The organism is Hyphomonas atlantica corrig. (assembly GCF_017795365.1).
In the GTDB taxonomy this organism is placed as follows: Bacteria; Pseudomonadota; Alphaproteobacteria; order Caulobacterales; family Hyphomonadaceae; genus Hyphomonas; species Hyphomonas atlantica.
Genome location: NZ_CP051254.1, coordinates 862,249 through 877,275, shown reverse-complemented (window position 1 = coordinate 877,275; position 15,027 = coordinate 862,249). Strand labels below are relative to the sequence as shown.

Below are 15,027 nucleotides of genomic sequence, written 5' to 3'. Positions count from 1 at the left end.
GGAATTACACAAAGGATCGCACACTTGACCATTTCCGCCGACCAACTCGCCCGGATTGCCCTCGACGCCGGAAAACTCATCATGGAGATCTACGAAAGCGATTTCGATGTGGACCGGAAAGGCGACGCCTCTCCGGTGACAGAGGCGGACCAACGTGCCGAAGTCCTGATCCTGAAAGGCTTGGCCGAAGCTGAGCCAAGCCTGCCGGTCGTCGCTGAGGAATCCTTCAGCGATGGAAAAGTGCCCGAGCACGGTCATCGGTTCGCACTGGTCGATCCGCTGGATGGCACAAAGGAATTCGTAAACAAGAATGGTGAGTTCACCGTAAACATCGCGATTATCGAACATGGCCGCCCGGTCATGGGGGTTGTGTATGCTCCAGCGCGTGATCGCCTGTTCGTGGCTGAGAGCCACAATTCAGCCTGGCAGGCCACGGTCGAGCCAGGTGGGGATGTACCAACCGAACGCACCGCATTGAAAATCCGCCCTGCCCCTGAAGCGGGCCTGACAGCTGTCGCCTCAAAATCGCACCGGTCCGCGGAAACAGATGACTGGCTCGGCAAGTTCGACGTCGCCGAAACCGTCGGGGCCGGTTCGTCGCTGAAATTCTGCCTGATCGCTGCAGGAGAGGCAGACCTCTACCCTCGCATGGGCCGCACCATGGAATGGGATACAGCGGCAGGTCATTCGGTCGTGGAGGCTGCAGGTGGCCGCGTACTGACAGAAGAGGCAAAACCTCTTCTCTACGGCAAGAAAGAACGCGGCTACGACAATCCCCATTTCATCGTTTATGGCGATGTCACCCCCGCCTGAGGCACGATCTCGATTTTTTCGCCAAGTCCTGCCACAAGCATATGAGGAGGATGTAGCGTATGGCACGGCAGTACTTTGGAACGGACGGCATTCGTGGCCGGGTAAACGCACACCCGATGACGGCAGAGACCGCCCTTCGGCTGGCAATTGCGGCTGCCCGGACATTCGCTCCAAATGGCGGGCGTGAAGTGGTCATTGGCCGCGATACCCGTCGGTCTGGGGAAATGATCGAAGCCGCCCTGATTGCTGGCCTGACCAGTATGGGCCTCAAACCTGTCTTGCTTGGCGTTGTCCCAACACCGAATGTCGCCCTGATGACAAGAGAAACCGGCGCTGCGCTTGGCCTGATGGTTTCTGCCTCTCACAACAAGGCAGATGACAATGGCGTCAAACTCTTCAGCCCCGAAGGCATCAAGCTGACAGATGAAACCGAGGAGGCGCTTGAATCCGCCATGGCGTCGGCCTTCGAGGGAGATTATCCCGCTCCTTCCACGGTTTCGACGCCCCACTCACTCACCGGCGCGACAACGCTCTATCTGGACCGCTGCCTGCAAGCGGTTGGCACAGACATGGACCTGTCCGCGCTGAAGATTGTGCTGGATTGCGCTCACGGTGCCGCGTTCGAAGTAGGACCCGCAGCGCTACGCCAGCTCGGCGCGAACCTGACGATCATTGGCGATCAACCGGACGGTCTGAACATCAATGCTGGTGTTGGCTCTACCGCAACGGACCTTCTGAAAACGACAGTCGTCGACACCGGGGCTGATATCGGAATCGCATTTGATGGCGATGCCGACCGGGTCATCGTGGTCGATGAAACCGGAGAGGAAGTTGACGGCGACCAGGTCATGGCGCTCATCGCTGGCGAATTGCACCGGGCCGGAAAGCTGACTGGCGCGGGCATGGTTGCCACTGTCATGTCGAATATGGGTCTGGCAGAATACCTCAAGGAACTTGATCTGACGCTGGCGCGAACGAAAGTTGGCGACCGCTATGTCGGCGAGCACATGCGCCAGCACGGTTTCAATCTGGGCGGCGAACAATCCGGGCACATCATTCTGTCGGATGTATCCACCACCGGCGATGGCCTGTTGGCAGCCCTTCAGGTTCTGAAAACACTCTCAAACAGCGATCGCCCCGCCTCCGAATTGTTGCATGTCTTCGACCCAGCTCCGCAAAAACTGGTCAATATACGTTTCAGCGGATCAAACCCGCTGGACGCAGACACTGTGAAAGCAGCGCTGTCGGACGCAGACGACATGTTGGGCAAACGCGGACGCATGGTTGTCCGCAAATCCGGCACCGAGCCATTGATCCGTGTCATGGCGGAAGCATTGGAAGAAGACCTGATGTTGCGTGCTCTGGCCCATGTGGTCAGCGCGGTAGAAGCGGCCGCCTGATAAGGCTTTGTCAGGAATTGTCCTCCACACTTTCGGGTGAAATGGGGGGGGCAGACCATGACGTTTGACGCACGAGGTGGCAGTAAACCGAAAGATGGCAACACGCTGACCTTCGGCGCGATCACAATTCTTGTCGTCGCTGGCGCCTTCTTTGCGGTGCTTAACCTGCCAAAGAAAAGCGCTTCTGATGGGCCGTTTCCGATTGCTTCCGCTCAAGTAAATTCGGTCCAGCATGCAGGTCTTGAAGGTAAATCAGCCAAAGCCTTCCTCTCTGCACTTGGGCGAATTGACCCGAATGCACGCGCTGATCTGGACCGCCGCCTTTCGAAGTCGGATCAGCACGATCATGCCCGAATAGCGCTGGCGGCCGCAGGCAAAGTGCTTAGCCAGCATCAGACCACGCTCGCCAATGCCAATACGCGCCATGTGGACGACTGGCTGGACATGACCCGCAAGGAATTGCGAAGCGCATCACGCCGCAATCACCGTTGGTGCTCTGGAAGTCGCTATCAGAACTTCGACGCGGCCTCCGGATTATCCAGCCAGATGGCCGCAGCTTCAGACCTTGCGGATCTTGGTAGCGAACTGACCGACTATTCATTCGCCTCTATCAGCATCGCGTTCGCCGCCATTGAAGATGCGCGAACCAGCCCGGTAAACCACGGAAAGCTCACCCATCAGGATGAATCGGCCCTGCAGGGCGTCGCCATGTCGATCATTTCCGATCCGCAGATCATGCCGCTCATGCTCGCCGCGAACTCGGGCGGACCGTCGCCGACCATGCTGGAATCTCTGGATATGTGCGATTTGGGCGTTACGGCTGTGACCGCACTGAAAACACTGCCTCAGGGGACGAAGGGACGTGCTTTCTCGGAATTCGTGAAGTCCGCCGACTTTGATTCTGGTGATCTCAGCCAGTTGGAAAAACTATCTCGCCTTTGACAATCAACGTCGCGCGATGCCAGATTCTCCAAGCCGCCATTCCAGCACATCTAGCCGATCCTGCCCGAAAAACGCCTCTCCCTCGAACACCATGAGCGGAACGCCCCAATGATGCGGATCCTGGGCCGCCTGGTTTTCGGCTATGACTGCTTCCAGCCGGTCAGCCTCGGCCTCTTGCCGAACATCCAAATCGGAAAGATCGAATCCGGCTCGCGCCGCCGCATCGGCCAGCGCAGTGCCCTCTGTCCATGCCCCGCCGGACCAGACCAGGGTTGAAACTTCATCCATGAAAGCCCAGCCCGCATCATCGCCCGCCTCGCAGGCCAGAATTCCGAGCCGTGTCAGACGGCCAATATAGGGCTGCTCCGGAGAGATTTCCCGCGTGACCATATTCATGACCACTGGGTCAGGGTTCAGGGGTCCGAATGGCAGCTCCAGATATTGGGCCAGCCGAACAATGTCCCGCACCAGATACGGCACCCATTGCGGTCGGATTTCCGAGAAGAATTCAGGCGTTCGTATGGCAATCGGATACACTGGCCGAGGCCGCACGCGCACATCCCATTTCGAGCTGAGGGCGCGAAGCCGCTTCGTCGCCAGATAGGAATATGGCGACCGAAAAGACCAGAAGACGTCGACAGTTTTCATGGCGACACTTTGGCGGCGTATTGATGCCTTCACAAGAACTGATTTTAGGCCCATCTAATTCGGCATGGGCCTCGATAACTCCTTCCGCCAGTTCATGGACAAATTCCAGATGCCGGACTTTTCCGCGATGGACTGGAAAGGATCGGTTGATCGCCTGCGCCAGCAATTCTTCGTTGCCAGCCGCGCGATTGAGCGAGATGCGCCGGAAATGGCCAATATCTCTCTGGTCACCCTGCCCGGCCCCACCGGACCGATGAAAGCCCGCCTGTACACACCGCTGGGCGCGGGAATACCGCCCGGCCCCGGCATCGTCTTCTTTCATGGCGGTGGATTTGTTCTCGGCGACCTGGACAGTCATGACATGATCTGTCGGCGGCTGGCCGAGGGGGCGAGAGCGCGGGTGATCGCGATCGACTATCGTCTTGCCCCAGAGCACAAGTTTCCCGCCGCGCATGATGATGCGCTTGCTGCCTGGAATTGGGTCACCACGCATGCCGACGCTTGCGGGGTGGATCCGAACCGGCTCGCCGTTTGCGGAGACAGCGCAGGCGGGAATCTTTCGGCCTTTCTTGCACAGGAATTACTGCGCACCGGAAAGCCTGGTCCAAAGTTCCAGCTACTGCTTTATCCATTGGTGCAGTTCGTGGACATACGAACAAAGAAGATGACCTTCCAGGAAGGTGGCTTCTTCATTTCTGCAAATCTGTTTGAGTATTTTCGCGATGCTTATATCGGCGAGGATGCGCAGCGGATGGATCCGCGTGTCTCTCCCCTGTTCGCTGATCCTGCCTCTTTCAAGGGTCTTCCGCCTGCGCATTTTGTTCTGTGTGGTTGGGACCCCCTGAAAGATGAGGGGCTCGCCTATGCAGACAAGATGGCGAGCTTTGGCGTGAAGGTCAGCGTGCGGGAGCATCCGGGCATGGTGCATGGATTCATGAACATGACTGCCTTGTCCGACACCGTCCGGGACGCGATTCGCGATGCGGGTATCGAAGCTGGCAAGGCGCTCGGTTCGATCTAACCACGCATAAAAAAGGAGGCGATCTGAAGACCGCCTCCAGTGCTGCATTCGATGGCAATCAGTCGCTGCCGCCGAAACGCTTGGTCACACTGATTTTGAATGTGCGGCCAAACGGATTGTGGGTGTACGGGTCATAGTTCAGGTCGAACGTGGTTTGGCTGTCGATATCCGACGTGCCATTCCCCGTCAGATCGCCGCGCTCATCTTCATAGGAGTCGATGTGACGCATGACACCGCGGAAATTGTGGTCGCCTGCTGACAGGTTGGCGAACACGTTCGCTTTCCAGCTCGGCAGGGAACGGGAGAAGTTCGACCGGTTGAACTGATCCACACGATCGCCGCCCGGAATGACCACACCTTCGATCTCGAAATCATCGACATCATATTCGAGAATGTAGGAAGCTTCCGCGCCCAGCGAGAAATCGCCGCCCGCAAAGGCATTATCCCAGACGTTTTCGACACGAATATCGAAACCGGATGTCTTGATGTCAGGACCATTGACGATGTTGGTTTCAACACGGGCAATTTCGTTCGCCTGATTGATCCCGTCACTGTTGTTATCCGTGAACGTAATACGTTCCAGGATCGCATTGTCAGTGTCACCGGCAGCAATCGCCGCCAGAGCAGCATTCACGATTGAGGCCTGATCTTCGACGATGATCGGGTCAGAGAAGTCGAAATTGTAGTAATCAAGCGAGGCACTGAATCCGCCCTGCTGATAGATACCACCAATGTTGAAGCTGAAGGCGCTTTCTGGCGATAGTGCCGGATTACCGAACTGGTCAACCGCCTTGAAGGCAGATATCGGCGCAACAAATTGCAGTGTTGTGACGTTGCCAGCCAGTTGGTTCAGCGTTGGCCCCTTGAAAGAGGTCTGGGCAGAACCACGCAGGGAGAAGGCATCGTTCACTTGCCACTTGGCTGCGACTTTCGGGTCGAAGGTCGAGCCGACATCACCGCCATAATCTTCATACCGCATGGCAACCTGAACATCGAGATCTTCAAAGAGCGGGATCTGAAGTTCACCAAATGCGGCGTAGATCGTCTGATCACGATCAGCAGGCGTAAAGCCGGCCAGGAACGAGAACGGACCTGTACCGCCTGGTCCAGGCGTGATGTTGAGATTGTTCAGCGCGTTGGGCGTCAGCGTGTAAGTTTCCTGGCGAACCTGGAAACCAGCAGCCCAACCCACGGAGCCACCTGCGGCCTGTACATTGGACTGACCGTTCATGACGGCGTCGAACACGAGCAAGCTGGTTTCAGCGGCCGTGAACTGTCCGTCCGTCATCCAGTCCGCAAGCGTCTCGGAGTTCTCAAGACCCGGCACATAAGATGGATTTGCTTCACCCGTAATCGCATTTGCCGGAATGGCGTTGGAGAATGGGTTGTAATACTCACATGCGCCTGTGCCTGCCACGAGTGAGCCAGTATAGCCCGCCGCGAAAGGCTGAGTTCCAGTCGCCGGATCATTGCCGGTGATCGGATCGGTACAAACACCAAATCCGTTCAGGGCAGCTGTGAAGCCGAGGATGTAGGTATCATTCGTGTTCCGATCAGCAGAAGCCTCACTATAGCCGAGGCTGGCCGACCAGTTGATGCCATTCTCGAACGTGCCGTCGAGTTCACCGGCGAGTCGAAGCGTCTCATGCTCGCGGAAGCCTTCCTGCGCGCCGCCTGTGCCGGGGAAGCCGCCCCAACCAAAAGAACGTCCGATATACAGCGCTGCGAGCGTGCCGGCCGGGAAGTCGCCGGGATTGTCCGCAATGTATTGCTGGAAACCCGGGTTGGTAACCGGAACCACTTGGGTTGCCAGTTCCTGCGGCGGGTAGGACGGAGACGTTTTCCAGGATGGCACGTCTGTCATGCCGTAAAGCGCCTCGACATGGAGGCCGACGCCGTTACCAAATTCGCGGTTAAACTCAGCGAATATCTGATAGCGCTCTTCCTCTTCGACCAGATTGTCGAACTGGGTAAACTGGAAATAGCACTGATCGTTGGCGGGGTTCACAATGCCGCCAACATCCGTACAGCCTGCTTCACGATTGACTGCGCCGATGACGCCAGTTGCGCCGAGAGCAACATAACGGCCCGGATTGGACAAAGAAGAGAAACCACCGACAGGGTTTTCCGTAATGTCCGAAATTGCCCAGTCTTTCTCAAGCAACGGCACTTCGTTCCGATACTGATAACCAGCCGAAATGATGAAGTTCCAATCGCCGCCCTGCTTACCCCAGGCAGCAGACACGTCATACTCGCCATCGGAGCCGTCGAACTGCTGGAAGCTGCCGCCAACTTCGAACCCGTCCAGATCATTCCGCGTGATGAAGTTCACAACACCCGCAATCGCATCGGAGCCATAAAGCGCGGCCGCACCGTCTTTCAGCACTTCGATCCTGCCAATGGCCGCAGACGGGATCATGTTGGTATCCACGAAGAGCTGCGCCTGCTCACCCACGCTATAAGGCGAGAATGTCTGACGCTTGCCATTCAGCAGCACCAGCGTCCGTCCCGGCCCAAGGCCCCGCAGGTTCACATTGGACGTACCTTCCAAGCCGTTCGAGGCGAACTGGTTGGTTTGTCCGTCAACACCGGAAGACACGCCAAGGTTGCGGATCAGTTCCGACACGCTGGGTGAGCCTTCAAGCTTCAGCTCACCCGCCGTCAGGACATCGACCGGCAGCGCTGCATCCTCTGGCGTTCCGGCAATGAACGATCCCGTGACCACGACAGTGTCCTGACGTGCCTCTGCATCTTCCTCCTGCGCGACCGCCGGCATGCCGACAGCCACCGCAACGCAAGACGCACTGAGCCACAGTTTGAATTGGTTCTTCATATATTTCCTCCCGTGTTGTGAGCGACCGGTATCTGGGTGTCCGGTTCATGTCTCACTCACGATCAGAATATGCCGCCAAACCCAGCGGAATAGGGGTATAATGTTGTGCGCCGCAGCAAATCTTGAAACCGAATTGCAATGGTTTGCTCATGCCAACGTTGTCGGGGATATGTGAGTGCACCTCAGATATGCCACGAACTGCACACATTTGGTCAGAATCGCTTGGATTGTGGCGTAAATGTTACAGTCGGCAAGAATCCCGCTGTCTCACCAGAAATTGAGGCTGAATCTCTACGTGAAATGATTAGCTTCATAGCCAACCCGCCAAAAAGAGCGGGCTCCGAAATACCCTCCCGGAACTAGAATAAGTACAATCAGGAAACTGCTATGCATCTCAAACACTCTTTGTTTGCGACGGCTTCTGCCGTCCTCTTAATTGCGGCCAACGCTCAGGCCCAGGACGCTCAAACTGCGCCCGAAACTGAAGCAGATCGCCAGTCAGCGATCGACCGCGTCCTTGGTACGGTCACCGTGACCGCCACCAAGAAAAAGGACGTCGAGAACGTCCAGGACGTGCCTGTGGCCGTCACCGCTTTCAACTCTGACACGTTGGACGCACTGAATGTCACCACGCTGGAAAGCCTGTCCTATTCCTCGCCAAACGTGTCTCTGGATGATGTTGGCACCTCTCGCGGCACGGCCAACTTCGCCATCCGTGGCCTCGGCGTGAACTCGTCCATTCCGTCCATCGACCCTGCCGTGGGCGTGTTCATCGATGGCGTGTATATCGGCGTCAACACAGGCGTCGTGGTCGACCTGTTCGATGTGGACAGCATCGAGATCCTTCGCGGACCGCAGGGCCTTCTGTTCGGTCGGAACACGACCGGTGGTGCTGTTGTGCTGAACTCCGGCAATCCGACGGACGAATTTACCTTCAAGGTTGGTGCCAAAGTCGACGGCCCGGTTGATGAAGACCGTGGGGGCGCAAGCGCAACCGTCCAGGGCTATGTCTCCGGACCGCTGATCGAAGGCCTGCTGAATGGTAAGATCGGCGCATCCTATACCACGGATGCCGGTTACTTCGAAAACCAGTTCAATGGCGACAATCATGGCGAGCTTCAGATTGCCACCTATCGCGGCGCCCTGGAGTTCACGCCAACTGAACGCCTCAGCGTGCTCGGCAAGCTGGAATATACCGACAGCCGTGGCGACGGACCCTCCGGTCAGAACCGCTCCTATTTTGATCGCGAAACCTTCGACTTCTCCATCAACGAGCCGGGCTTTGCCGAAGCCGAGACAATCTTCGGTTCCATCCGCACGGATTATGATGTTGATTTCGGCAATGGCCGGATCACCAACATCTTCGGCTATCGCGATCTAGACTCCGGCACGGTTGGCGACATCGACGCCACGCCATTCACCCTGTTCCATTCAGGCTCTGAGTTCACGCAGGAGCAGTTCTCCAACGAACTGCGCTATGCTGGCACCTTCGGCAAGGCGGACCTGACAACTGGCCTGTACTATTTCGAACAGGAAATTGCGTACACTGAAACCCGTAACCTGCCGACAACCCGTCCGGCCACGCTGCCAGCGTCCATCCCGTGGAACTTCTATGGTGGCGGTCGTCAGGACCACACCGTCTGGGGCGCTTTCGCCAATGTGGACTATTCCTTCACGGACAAGCTGGTCGCAACATTCGGCCTGCGCTACTCCAATGAGGAAAAGGACGCAGACGTGATCTACATCCGTCCGCGTAATGAGTGTTCTGTCGTAAGCGGCACCTGTTCGCCTGACGGCACGAACGCCCTGATCTCGTTGATCACCGGCGGTGCGGCTCAGGAGCCAAACGGCTTCAGCGACGGCAATGAATGGTCAAACTGGACGCCGAAACTCGGCCTGCAATACTTCTGGACCGACAACCTCCAGTCCTATGCCCACTATACGAAGGGCTTTCGCTCTGGTGGTTATAACTTCCGCATCACCGACATCCCGATCTTCTATCAGTTCGTGGCTGCAACCGGTGAATTTGGCTTTGACGAGGAAGAAGTCGACGCGTTCGAAGTTGGTTTCAAAACCAGCAGCGAAGATGGCCGCGTTCAAATCAATGGTGCCCTGTTCCACACAGCAATTCAGAACATGCAGCGTGAGGTCAACACGGCTGGTGCTTCCGGCGTGGTCCAGAACATCATTAACACAGCAGACGCATCCATTACGGGTGTTGAAGTGGACGGCCGCGTTGCCATCGGTGAATCCTGGCTCGCCACGTTCAATGTCGGCATGATCGATGCGTCTTATGACGACGTCTTCTTCGATCTGGATGCTGACGGTGTTGTTGGCTCAAGCGACCTGGCGCTCGACCTGCCGCGCGTACCGCAAGCAACCTGGGGTGTCGGCCTGATCAAGGATGTCGACCTGGGCGATGGCGGCGCGCTGGTTGGACAGGTGAATTACCAGTTCCGTGATCGCATTGCATACACTGACAGCAACTTCGGCTGGATCCAGTCCGCAAATATGCTGGACGCAAACCTGACCTGGGAAACCCCGGTTGATGGTCTTGCGGCTTCCATCTACGGCAAGAATTTGCTCGACGAAGTGCAGGCGGGTAACGACACCCAGCTGCCATTCCCGGGCCCACTCTCGACCGGCAACAACTACCCGTACATGGGTCTGCCGGCAGGTGGCACCTTCTCGCCGCTGAAGAAAGGCCGTCTCGTCGGTCTGGAGCTGACCTACGAATACTAGGATAGGTCTCTCACATAGAATTTCCGGAAAGGGCGGCCCGCGCGGGTCGCCCTTTTTGCTTTCAGCGCCTATGTAGCGGCCATGACATATTCCCCGCCCATCCTCGACATTGCCGACTTCATCGCCGACCCGGTCGACTCGGCAGATTTCCCTCTGCACAAATTGCGATACTGGAATGATCGCTGGGCCTCAGCTGTCGGCCTGGACACGCTCAGCGTCGAGAAACGCGTTGCCCATTTCGGCCGGTTCGAACCATTGCCCGACAATCTCGAGCGCCCTTTGGCCTTGCGGTATCACGGCCACCAGTTCGGTACCTACAATCCGCAACTGGGTGATGGTCGTGGTTTCCTGTTCGCTCAGCTGCGCGATGATACTTCACGCCTCCTCGATCTCGGCACGAAGGGGTCTGGCCAAACCCCCTGGAGCCGGCAAGGGGATGGCCGCTTGACGCTGAAAGGCGCTGTCCGTGAGATCCTGGCCGCCAACTATCTTGAAGCCCTTGGCGTCAACACATCGAAGCCCTTCGCCGTTGTGGAAACGGGTGAACAACTGGCCCGGAACGATGAGCCCTCCCCGACACGTTCGGCTGTCCTTACCCGCCTGTCCCATAGTCATATCCGCTTCGGCAGCTTCCAGCGCCTCGCCTATCTGGAACAGGACAAGGAACTCGCCCGGCTGGTGAACTATGTGGTGGCGAACTTCCATCCGAATGCCGATGATGAAGACATGGCTCGGAAAACGGTCAACATGTTGTCGGCTATTTCGTCTGCGACCGGCCATATGATCGGCCAATGGATGGCCGCTGGCTTCGTCCATGGTGTGATGAACACGGATAATTTCAACATTACCGGGGAGACCTTCGATTTCGGGCCGTGGCGCTTCCTGCCCGTATCTGATCCGAACTTCACAGCAGCCTATTTCGACCAGCAGGGTCTCTATCGTTTCGGCCGGCAACCGCTGCAAGGTGGCTGGGCGCTACAGCAGCTTGCCTCTGCCCTCCTCCCACTTGCGACCGCCGAGGCTCTTGCCACCGGGCTGAAGCCTTACGAACGCGCTTATCAGGAAAGCTTCGTCGCCCACACCCACGCTCTACTCGGTCTGGAACCGCTGAAAGACATGCAGGCGGACACAGAATTTCTACAGGCTTTCTATGCCTGGATGACAAACTCAGGCGCCAGCTGGCCGCACACATTCTTCGACTGGTTCGGCGGACGAGACAGCGAAACGCGGGCAGCAGCGTCCCCACAAGCACCGCTCTATTCAGAGGAGGCTTTCGCGCCTGTTCGTGAAAGCCTGTTCTTACGGGATCCCGTTCGCCCGGAACGGCTCAAACATGCCTATTTCAAAGGCCCTGCTCCAGTCAGCCTACTGATTGATGAGGTAGAGGCCGTCTGGGATCCCATCGCAAACTCGGACGACTGGTCGGCGCTGCACGCGAAGCTGGATCACATCGAGCAGGCGCGCCTTGCCTACGACTGGGCCTGACAAATCAGCCTTCCAGTTCGACATCCCAATAAAGATAATCCATCCATGTTTCATGCAGATGGTTTGGCGGAAACTTTCGCCCGATTTCCTGTAGCTGGTAATTGTTCGGGCGCGCCGGCCGTGATTTGAGCTGCAAATCCGTATGGTGCAACATCTTTCCGCCCTTGCGCAGATTGCAGGGGCTGCACGCCGCGACGATGTTTTCCCAAGTCGTCCGTCCACCCCGTGAGCGCGGAATGACGTGATCGAACGTCAGATTGTCCGTTGCACCGCAATAGGCACACTCGAATCCATCTCTGAGGAACACATTGAAGCGCGTGAACGCAGGCGGACGATCCTGCCGGACAAAATCCCTCAGCGCGATAACGCTCGGCAAACGGAATTCGGTACTCGGACTGCGCACGACATAGTCATATTCTGCAATGATATCGACACGGTCGAGGAAAACGGCCTTCACCACTTCCTGCCAGGGCCACAAGGACAAGGGATAGTAAGAGAGCGGCCTGAAATCAGCGTTCAATACCAGAGCGGGCCGACCGCTCGGTGGGGCCGAAAGAATCTCAGCCATGGATCACCTCCATGAAGCAGAGAACATATGCTTGCTCGAACCGACTGAAGGCGTAGCTCCTTTTCGTCTCGCCCCTGATCTAGGTGATTCACATCATCAGATTATGACAGAAACGGCGTTTTGCAACGCTTTCCGGGCAATCAGGCCTGCGGACTGGCCTGCGATGCCTTGGCGCGTTGATCGTTGATCCAGCCCCACAACATGTGTGCCGCCACGCCCCGATAGGGTCTCCACACTTCGGCATGGGCAGAGAATTCCTTGATTTCCATACGGGTTTCGACTTCGGACAACAGTTTGTGCGCCTCCATCAGGCCGACATCGCCGACAGGAAATGCGTCCATCGCACCGACCGAATAGAGCAGGAACAATTCTGCAGTCCAGGGGCCAATTCCCTTCACCGAAACCAGTTCCTTGCGCGCAAGGTCGAGATCGGAGGCACACACCCGCTCCAGATCCAACGCACCGGATGTGATCGCCTCTGCAATGGACACCATGTGCCGCACCTTGGGGCGGGACATTCCACATGCGCGAATGTCTTCCGGGTCCGCCGCCAGCACGGCGTCTGGTGTGACCTCCCCGAAATAGGTTTCGGTTCGCGCCCAGATCGACCCGGCCGCTTTCGTTGACAATTGCTGATACGCAATCAGTCGGCAAAGCGCGGCATAGCAAGGCTCACCCACCCGCCATGTCGGAACGCCCAATTCGTCATATGCCCGAGACAGCGCAGGATCCGCGGCAGCCAGAGTTTCGCAGGCCGCCTTCAGCTTCCGCCGCGAGGGCGCGGTCAATACCCCGGTTCCGGCAAACGGCCCAGAGGTACCAATCCCATCTTCACTTCATCATCCTTGATGGTGAAGGTGAGGAAGCCGCCATCGGCAGAGGACGTCTCCAGCATTGTCAGCATGGCGTTTTCCTGCTGGCCGAGCCGACCGGACGATTCCAGTGCGTCACGCAATGCGTCGGCATCGTCGATCCGCACACCCATCGAGCCATTGGCCGCGCCATCCTCATATGCCAGATCGCCCTTCACACCGAGGTCGAGCGGCCCCCAATTCAGCAAGCCTTGCGCAATCTCCACACCCCCATCCTGTTGGATCAGCGCACGATGCAGCCTCTCTGGATTGCCACCGCTTCGGACCCATGCCGGGAAGAATTCGCGCACTTCACCGATCAGGCGGGAAGGGCCCAACGTGTCACCAAGAAATTCCGCCCCCTCTGGCGCGCCATTGATCGTCAAGCGATCCCATTGCAGCGCGATCATCAAATCAGTCTCAGCGCCGTTGCGAGGCGCCAGGTTCAAGGAGAAATTCGCTGCCTCATAGGATTCCCCTTCGATGAGCGCCGTTGCGCTGCCCATCTGCACGCCGATCCGGCGGAATGTATCGGAATTCCATGACACACTGACCGCAGAGGATTTGTCCAGGGTCAGAGTCTGCCGCAGGCCATCTGCCTCTGTCAGCACATTCCGCCCGGGCGAATAGGCAATCACGTGCTGCCAGTTCCAGGGCTGCATGACGAGCCGCAATTGTTCGCCTTCCCATCGAGGCGCAGCGGGCGCAGCATAGACCGGATCATCAACCACCAACTCGAACCGATATGGGAAGCCCCCAAGAGACTTGCTGGAGTATTCAATCTCGGCGCCAAGCGCTCTCTGCTCGGCAATCCACTGGTCGATGCCCTTGTCCAACTGAGACTTCGCAACGAACCAATAAGCCGCCCATGCACCGATTGCGATCAGCAACAAGGCGAAAGGCAGATACAGCCAGAAACGGGATTTTTTCTGCGCGGTGGACGATTCGACCATAGGAAGCCCTGAAAGGTATTAGGAAGCGAGGTGTTTCTGCACGTCGCGGCCCTCATCGACAAGAGCGTCAGAGGCTGTTTCCAGATCGGCCTGCAGCCGTGCCATCAATTCTCTACGGGGCAAACCAGCCGGAATGGGCGGCAGAATCTCATAAACGATACGTCCCTTGTTCCGCTTCAGGCCTCGGCCGGGCCAGCACAGGCCCGCATTCGTTGCGACGGGTACAATTGGCGCTTCGATCACCTTGGCGAGGCCAGAAATTCCAGCAGCATGGTAGGCAGGCGCAGCACCTGGCTCCGTGCGTGTCCCTTCCGGGAAGATCACGATCTGCCGACCGTCTTCCGCGCGCACTTTAGCAGCTGCAACCATCTTCTTCAGCGTTCGCGTATTCCCGGCCCGGTCGATCGGAATCATCGCCGTCTTCAGCGCGTACCAGCCCAGAAACGGATACCAGAGCAGCTCCTGTTTCAGAATGATCGCCGGGGCAGGCATGACAAGGAACGGAATGAACACATCCAGCATGCAATTGTGCTTGCCAGCATACAGCACCGTGCCGCGCGGCATGTGCTGGCGCCCCCGGATCTCCACTTCGATTCCGCAGATCACCCGAAGTCCGAAGATCAGTCCGCGCGCATATATGCTGATTGCCCAGAACGCCACGGATTTCGGCAGAAGCAGTGCCGGCAGGAACAGGATGCCCAGCACGGCCATCAGGCCATACATCCAGATCACGAAGAGAAGCGAGCGAAACATCATCATGCGGGTATCAGA

Annotated in this window: 12 protein-coding genes; 6 read left to right on the top strand and 6 right to left on the bottom strand. The window is 57.6% G+C overall.

The features are described 5' to 3' along the window. The first annotated feature begins 24 nt into the window (after positions 1-24). Genes cysQ through HF931_RS04435 form a run of 3 tightly spaced genes read left to right on the top strand, consistent with a single transcriptional unit; the run spans position 25 to position 3,155 of the window. Positions 25-813: a 3'(2'),5'-bisphosphate nucleotidase CysQ gene (cysQ, locus tag HF931_RS04445; protein WP_035547985.1), complete on the top strand. Its 789-nt coding sequence runs from the start codon at positions 25-27 to the stop codon at positions 811-813. Between the two features lie 59 nt (positions 814-872). Continuing rightward, entirely contained in the window at positions 873-2,213 is a 1,341-nt protein-coding gene (gene glmM / locus HF931_RS04440) for a phosphoglucosamine mutase (protein WP_273242021.1), read from the top strand. Between the two features lie 57 nt (positions 2,214-2,270). Continuing rightward, positions 2,271-3,155, top strand: a complete 885-nt coding sequence (locus HF931_RS04435) for a hypothetical protein (RefSeq protein ID WP_273242019.1) — start codon at positions 2,271-2,273, stop codon at positions 3,153-3,155. 3 nt (positions 3,156-3,158) lie between these two features. On the opposite strand, the gene HF931_RS04430 is transcribed toward HF931_RS04435, so the two are convergent. Then, positions 3,159-3,803, bottom strand: coding sequence for a DsbA family protein (locus HF931_RS04430; protein WP_273242017.1), 645 nt, complete (start codon positions 3,801-3,803; stop codon positions 3,159-3,161). 64 nt (positions 3,804-3,867) lie between these two features. On the opposite strand from HF931_RS04430, the gene HF931_RS04425 reads away from it, so the two are divergent. Further along, on the top strand, positions 3,868-4,824 hold the full coding sequence (locus tag HF931_RS04425) for an alpha/beta hydrolase (RefSeq protein WP_273242015.1): 957 nt from the start codon (positions 3,868-3,870) through the stop codon (positions 4,822-4,824). A gap of 58 nt (positions 4,825-4,882) precedes the next feature. On the opposite strand, the gene HF931_RS04420 is transcribed toward HF931_RS04425, so the two are convergent. Next, entirely contained in the window at positions 4,883-7,657 is a 2,775-nt protein-coding gene (locus HF931_RS04420) for a TonB-dependent receptor plug domain-containing protein (RefSeq protein WP_273242013.1), read from the bottom strand. A gap of 387 nt (positions 7,658-8,044) precedes the next feature. Between HF931_RS04420 and HF931_RS04415 the strand changes: the two genes are divergently transcribed. Together HF931_RS04415 and HF931_RS04410 are read left to right on the top strand one after the other, a co-directional pair. Next, a complete protein-coding gene (locus HF931_RS04415) occupies positions 8,045-10,399 on the top strand; it encodes a TonB-dependent receptor (protein WP_273242011.1) in 2,355 nt (784 codons plus the stop codon). 81 nt (positions 10,400-10,480) lie between these two features. Then, complete coding sequence (locus HF931_RS04410; protein WP_273242010.1) at positions 10,481-11,884, top strand: protein adenylyltransferase SelO family protein; 1,404 nt, start codon at positions 10,481-10,483, stop codon at positions 11,882-11,884. 4 nt (positions 11,885-11,888) lie between these two features. On the opposite strand, the gene HF931_RS04405 is transcribed toward HF931_RS04410, so the two are convergent. The 4 genes from HF931_RS04405 to HF931_RS04390 all read right to left on the bottom strand — a co-directional run bounded on the left by HF931_RS04405 (position 11,889) and on the right by HF931_RS04390 (position 15,015). Next, positions 11,889-12,452, bottom strand: coding sequence for an HNH endonuclease (locus HF931_RS04405; RefSeq protein WP_035548009.1), 564 nt, complete (start codon positions 12,450-12,452; stop codon positions 11,889-11,891). A gap of 140 nt (positions 12,453-12,592) precedes the next feature. Then, positions 12,593-13,240 carry a DNA-3-methyladenine glycosylase family protein gene (locus HF931_RS04400; protein ID WP_273011937.1) on the bottom strand — a complete coding sequence of 216 codons (648 nt, stop codon included), beginning with the start codon at positions 13,238-13,240 and terminating at the stop codon, positions 12,593-12,595. Then, positions 13,237-14,256 (bottom strand): DUF2125 domain-containing protein, encoded by a 1,020-nt coding sequence (locus HF931_RS04395; protein WP_273242008.1) that lies wholly within the window; start codon positions 14,254-14,256, stop codon positions 13,237-13,239. Before HF931_RS04395 ends, HF931_RS04400 begins: the two co-directional genes overlap by 4 nt. A gap of 18 nt (positions 14,257-14,274) precedes the next feature. Beyond that, positions 14,275-15,015 (bottom strand): lysophospholipid acyltransferase family protein, encoded by a 741-nt coding sequence (locus HF931_RS04390; protein ID WP_273242006.1) that lies wholly within the window; start codon positions 15,013-15,015, stop codon positions 14,275-14,277. Positions 15,016-15,027: the final 12 nt, after the last annotated feature.